Below are 383 nucleotides of genomic sequence, written 5' to 3' on the forward strand. Positions count from 1 at the left end.
ATAGCTTCAAGGCGTCTTTAGGCGAAGTCACGAAGAGCTGCGGCGGATGCCACCAGACCTATCGGGTCACGCGAAGCTGAAAGCTCCATCTCACCCTGACCATTCTGATCTGAAGGGCTAGCTTAGGGTTCATCCCTATGGTGTTCGGGTATGAAACGTCTTCTTGGCGCGTGTGCCGTCCTTGTGCTCCTGGGCGCAGCGGCTTTCTGGTTCCTGACCAGCCCCAGCCGGCAGAGTGCCGGGCTTGAGCCCGTCGCCGACGGCGAGCCCGATCTGCGGAACGGCCAGGCAGTGTTTCTGGCGGGCGGATGCGTGTCCTGTCACGCGACGCCCAACCAGGACGACAAGACCCGGCTTGGCGGCGGCCTCTCCTTGCCTTCGCC

Annotated in this window: 1 protein-coding gene; it reads left to right on the plus strand. The window is 62.9% G+C overall.

Translation table 11 applies throughout. The annotated features are described in order from the left end of the window. Nucleotides 1-150: 150 nt before the first annotated feature. Nucleotides 151-383, plus strand: a 233-nt coding sequence (locus tag HUA75_RS46370) for a hypothetical protein (protein WP_217446596.1), incomplete at its 3' end; no start/stop codon positions are given.

This window comes from Myxococcus sp. CA040A (genome assembly GCF_013336725.1).
GTDB classification, from domain to species: domain Bacteria; phylum Myxococcota; class Myxococcia; order Myxococcales; family Myxococcaceae; genus Myxococcus; species Myxococcus llanfairpwllgwyngyllgogerychwyrndrobwllllantysiliogogogochensis.